Genomic DNA, 5916 nt, shown 5'->3' on the forward strand with positions numbered 1-5916 from the left:
TTGTTATCTTTAATGTACCCGTATGGATGCTCCATTTCGATTTAATAGGTTGGTGTGTGGTAGTCCCCTTTACTTTTTTGCAAATTAATTAATTCAAAAGCATTTATCCTAAGAAAGACCTTTTTTTGCCATCTTTGTCCTGAATGCAATAAATTTCATCAAAACCAATACTATGAGTGCTGAAAAAATTATATTTTCTATGGCAGGAGTGTCCAAAATCTACCCTCCGCAGCAGTAAGTTCTGAAAGATATTTACCTCTCATTTTTTTATGGAGCCAAAATCGGTGTTCTTGGTCTCAATGGATCCGGGAAAAGTTCGCTTCTAAGGATCATTGCAGGAATGGACAAAGAGTTTTTGGGAGAAGTAGTATGGTCGCCGGGATATACGGTAGGGATGTTGGAGCAGGAACCAAAACTGGACCCTACTAAAACTGTGAAAGAAATAGTGGAAGAGGCGGTTTCCGAAACTGTTGCCCTATTGAAAGAATTTGAAGAAATCAATGAAAAATTCATGGATCCCGCATTGATGGATGATCCGGATGCTATGGATAAACTGATTACCAAACAAGGAGAAGTTCAGGAAAAACTGGATGCGGCCAATGCTTGGGAATTAGACCTGATGCTCGAAAAAGCCATGGATGCACTCCGATTGCCTCCTAGTGAAGCCAATGTTGCAAATCTTTCAGGGGGTGAAAAAAGGAGGGTGGCACTTTGCCGCTTATTACTTCAGGAACCGGATGTATTGCTCTTGGATGAACCTACCAACCACTTGGATGCAGAGTCAGTACTCTGGTTGGAGCAACATCTCCAACAATATAAAGGCACGGTAATAGCAGTGACCCACGACCGTTACTTCTTGGACAATGTCGCTGGATGGATACTTGAATTGGACAGAGGAGAGGGGATACCATGGAAGGGAAATTATTCTTCTTGGCTGGACCAAAAGCAAAGTAGATTGAAGCAGGAAGAAAAGACCGAGTCCAAACGTCAGAAAACATTGGAACGGGAACTCGAATGGATACGCATGACTCCTAAAGCGCGTCAAGCTAAAGGAAAAGCAAGGTTGAGCGCTTATGATAAAATGGTCAGTGAGGAAGGAAAAGAAAAAGAAGCCAAACTTGAATTGTATATCCCGCCTGGCCCAAGACTGGGTGCCAAGGTTATTGAAGTGAATGGGGTTTCCAAAGCTTATGGAGACAAACTCCTTTTTGAAGACTTATCATTCAATCTACCCCAAGGGGGCATTGTGGGCATTATAGGACCAAACGGTGCAGGGAAATCCACCTTATTCAAATTAATTACAGGTAGGGAAAAACCTGATGCGGGAAACTTTGAAGTTGGAGAGACAGTAAAACTGGCCTACGTAGATCAAGAGCATGATAACCTTGATCCAAACAAATCTGTTTACGAATCCATTTCCGGTGGAAACGAGATCATGAAGTTGGGTAATAAGGAAATGAATTCACGGGCTTATGTGGGTAAGTTCAATTTCACCGGCTCAGATCAGGAAAAGAAAGTTGGGATCCTATCCGGCGGAGAAAGAAACCGTGTCCACCTTGCCATGACTTTGAAAGAAGGCGGTAATTTACTTTTGCTCGATGAACCTACCAATGATTTGGATGTAAATACACTGAGGGCATTAGAAGAGGCTCTGGAAAATTTTGCTGGCTGTGCCGTCATCATCTCTCACGATAGATGGTTTCTTGATAGGATCTGTACACATATCTTGGCATTTGAAGGGGATTCCCAAGTGTATTGGTTTGAAGGTAATTTCTCGGACTATGAGGAAAACAAGAAGAAAAGATTGGGCGATGTGACCCCGAAGAGGATTAAGTATAAGAAGCTGAAGTGAAGGATGAGTGAAAAAAGATGAAGGATGAAGGATGGTTCAAGTCTTTGACTTGGACCATTTTTGTTTGCAGTCTTCAGACTGCCATTAATTGACATCTTTGTAGGCAAGTAGGTCGAGATGTATCATGCATGAATAGGATTTGAAGAAGAGGTATCCTCTTCCAAAATGTCACAAAGTCAAGGCATTTTTTCGCTTATTTTGAAACAAAGTCAGGGCATTTCTAATCATTTTGTGTAACAAAGTCAGGGCAAGTCGGAGACAAACAGCCCTAATTGCATTTGAATCTGCATGGTTCAAGTCTTCAGACTTGGACTATTATTTTGCATTCTTACAGACTGCAGCAGTGAATTTGACAAGTATTCAAGTCTTCAGACTTTTTGTGGTTGAAGTCTGAAGACTTCACTGGTTTGGTCCAAGACTAAGTCTTGAACCAGTGCATTTTAATCCATCCGAATGATATCTTTTTTAAAAAATCCACAATCATTCACTCCCTTTTTTGTTTATTTGTTCCCAATTTCCAAATATCAACAAGATGAGGACATTGTTATTAAGACCGGGTGCCGAGGAGTTGAATTATGAGATCAGGGGGATTGTCAAAAAAGCAAGACAGATAGAATCCCTTGAGTATGAGATTACTTGGGAAAATATCGGGGATCCTATACAAAAACATAATGAAGTGCCTGCATGGATGAAGGAGATTGTTTCTGACCTTGTCAGTCAGGACAAATCTTATGGCTATGCTGATTCCAAAGGGGTATTGGAAACCAGGAAGTTTTTGGCAGATATCAACAATAAGAAAGGTGGTAGTCAGATCACTGCCGAAGACATTTTGTTTTTTAATGGGCTTGGGGATGCCATTGCCAAGTTGTATCAGTTTTTGATTCCCACAGCTAGGATTATCGGACCATCACCTGCATACAGTACGCACAGTTCGGCGGAAGCGGCCCATGCCAATACAGCTCCGATTACCTACAATCTAGATCCTGACAATGAATGGCTGCCGGATATGTATGACCTTTACAACAAAGTGAAATACAATCCCTCGATTGTGGGCATTCTGATCATTAATCCGGATAATCCCACAGGAATGGTTTATCCCAAAGAGGTGTTGGAGGCTTTTGTACAGATTGCAAGGGAATTTAAATTGCTTTTGATCGCAGATGAAATCTATCAGAACATTACCTATAATGGGGTAAAGGCGGTATCCTTAGCAGAGGTCATTGGGGATTTGCCTGCCATATCGTTGAAGGGGATTTCCAAAGAATTTCCTTGGCCTGGGTCAAGATGTGGATGGATGGAATTTTACAACAGGAATGCCTCCAAGGAATTTGCCAAGCTTTGCCAGACTTTGGAGAATGCCAAAATGATAGAAGTATGTTCAACGATTTTGCCCCAATTGTCCATTCCGAGAATCATGAGTCATCCCGAATACCATCACTATAGGGAAACCCAGAATGAAAAAATCGGCCGAAGAAGCAAGATCATGGAAGAAATTCTGGGCGATATTCCGGGAATCAAGTTCAATCCCACGAAAGGAGCATTTTACAATACCGTGGTTTTTGATGAAAAATTCCTTGATGGAGAACAGTATCTGCCCATTGAAGATCCTAAAGTCCAAACACTATTGACAGGTTGGCTTCAGGAAAGCGTGATGCCATTGGATAAGCGGTTTGTTTATTATCTGCTGGCATCTACCCATATATGTGTTGTCCCCATATCCTCATTTTGTTCTGATCTTAGGGGTTTCAGAGTGACATTGTTGGAAGAAAATGAGGCCGTTTTCAGAGAGACATTTTTGAAATTGGGACAGGCAATAAATTTTTATCTGAATTCTACGAAAAAGGAACTGGTTTAAAGATTTTTTTTAGAACGCTGATAACGCAGATCGGGCTGATTTTCTCTGATTTTTTGATCTGTGAGTGTCTGCAAAACCAGCGTCATCTGCGTTCCATTTTTTGATTTTGGTAGAACGCTGATAACGCAGATCGGGCTAATTTTCACTGATTTTTTTAGATCTGTGTGTACCTGCAAAACCAGCGTCATCCGCGTTCCATTTTATGATTTTGATAGAACGCTGATAACGCAGATCGGGCTGATTATCGCTGATTTTTTTATCTGTGTGTATCTGCTAAATCAGCGTCATCCGCGTTCAATTTAATTGTTTGCCTATATTTCAACTTTATTTCAATTTATTTCACTAAGTATATTTCAACATCAGGATTAGAAATAATTCGCCATAGTGGACAAAATATCAATCAATATCCAAAAATATCCACTTTTATTGAACCCTCCACATCGCCCTCATAAAAGACTTCCTCAAGTCTTCGTGGTTTTCCTGTAAAGCGATTCCTTCATGTTCCCGTACATTTAATGGTTTATTGTTTTCCATTTTTTCCTCTTGGATTTCCACGGGATTTTTCATTAAGGAATTCAAATCCGGCTGACCGGCATCAATCCATGCGGTGTACCAAAAATCCGCTATCATTTTTACAGACCTGCGCATCTGCCTTTCCACTTGTCCGGAAAGCATATCATTGTAAGAAACGGTAAATTCCTTGGAATAAACTCGGGTGCTGATTCCCCCTCTTTCCTCATAGCTGTATTTTTTGTCCTCATCAAATCTTTCGCTCAGCACTTTCTCAAAGGTCAGGACCGAATCCAAAGCCATGTGTGCGACAATCACCGCGTCCCAGGCTGTCAGTTGGGGTTTTTCCAGATAGGTGGCTTTTCCAACAAAAAAATCAAAGTTATCCGATAACAATTCAGGTACCCTGCTTTCCCAAAATGCATGGATACCGTATTGTCCTGTGAGTTGGCCGTTGTAATTTTTGGTAGTATGTAAAGGCACATTGATATCGGCAATGTAATGTCCCAAATCGGCAGCCAAGCGAAGAATTGCTTTGGCATCTTTTCTTTTGAAGGCTTCTGTGAGTTGGATTTTGGTATGGTAGGCATTCCAAGGGCCGATTCCATGTGCTCTCAATTCCTTTTCGGTAAATAATTCCAATGCCTGATTCCAGTATCTTGGCAAATTGAAAACAGCACTGTCCCCATAGGCATCTGCATCCAGAAAATGCTTTTCGGCTTCTCCTTGCACCGCATATCTTCTTCTGTCCGGATTGACGGCATTTTCGGTTATGAATTCAATATTGGCCTTAAAAAAACCAATCATCTCGGGTGGAAGGGTATAGACTGCCAACCTATTGATTTTTCTATGTGCAAAAAATCCCCAAGCGACCAAGTCGGTGCCTAAGAAAAAAAGGAGCAGTATCAAGCCTAAAAGTTTCCGCATCCCTGAATTTATGAAAATTAAATTTTTTTGAAAAACTAAATTTTATTACACTTGTCATCCTGATTCCCAAACATTTTAAAAATGTTCAAAATTGGAAATGACATTAGTTTACGCGTCATTCCGAGTGGAGAAAATTGGCATTTACAGAAAGGGAAATGACATCAAAATGGGCGTCATTCCGAGTCCCCAACATTTTAAATATGTTCAGAATTGGTAATGACATTAGGTTACACGTCATTCCGAGGTACGAGGAATCTCCAGAGGTCCTATTTATGTTCAAATTTATCATTTGCGGATCCTAATGAGACCCGTCCTTCGTCAGGGTGACGTACCGTTCCGACTCATGTCACTGGTAGGCACGAGGAATCTCTAGAGGTTCAATTAGACGGTTGAATTACTTGATAAATTTTAATCCCTTTGGTTAAAATCAACCTTTTCCTGAACCTCGGGAGACCCTTCTCCCGATAGCTATCGGGAGAAGGGTGACGTACCGGTCCGAATCATGCCATTGGTAGGCGGTAATCATCAATTTTCGATAGATTTCAGAGCTTTACCAGGTTTAGTTCGGAAATCCTTTTGCGTTTAAATATTTATCTATTACATTTGCACTCCATTTAGGATTAGGGTGAACAAAAGAAATTAAGTAAAATAAAGGATATGGCAAATCACAAATCAGCACTAAAAAGAATCCGTGCAAACGAAGCCAAGCGTTTGAGAAACAGATATCAGCACAAGACTACCAGAACCTTCATCAAAAGGTTGAAGTCTTCCA

At 40.8% G+C, this 5916-nt stretch carries 3 protein-coding genes and 1 pseudogene; 3 read left to right on the top strand and 1 reads right to left on the bottom strand.

Translation table 11 applies throughout. The features are described from left to right. The first annotated feature begins 172 nt into the window (after positions 1 to 172). Positions 173 to 1852 (top strand): annotated as a pseudogene (ettA, locus tag ACEW8U_RS14285) (energy-dependent translational throttle protein EttA). 532 nt (positions 1853 to 2384) lie between these two features. Next, positions 2385 to 3707: a pyridoxal phosphate-dependent aminotransferase gene (locus ACEW8U_RS14290; RefSeq protein WP_373522729.1), complete on the top strand. Its 1323-nt coding sequence runs from the start codon at positions 2385 to 2387 to the stop codon at positions 3705 to 3707. Positions 3708 to 4130: 423 nt separating this feature from the next. Here ACEW8U_RS14290 and ACEW8U_RS14295 read toward each other — a convergent pair whose 3' ends face one another. Then, positions 4131 to 5144 carry a zinc dependent phospholipase C family protein gene (locus ACEW8U_RS14295; protein ID WP_373522730.1) on the bottom strand — a complete coding sequence of 338 codons (1014 nt, stop codon included), beginning with the start codon at positions 5142 to 5144 and terminating at the stop codon, positions 4131 to 4133. Between the two features lie 657 nt (positions 5145 to 5801). Here ACEW8U_RS14295 and rpsT point away from each other — a divergent pair. Next, on the top strand, positions 5802 to 5916 hold a 115-nt coding region (gene rpsT, locus ACEW8U_RS14300), incomplete at its 3' end, for a 30S ribosomal protein S20 (protein WP_373497517.1).

Origin of the sequence: Aquiflexum sp. (genome assembly GCF_041751335.1) — a bacterium.
Taxonomy (GTDB): Bacteria; Bacteroidota; Bacteroidia; order Cytophagales; family Cyclobacteriaceae; genus Aquiflexum.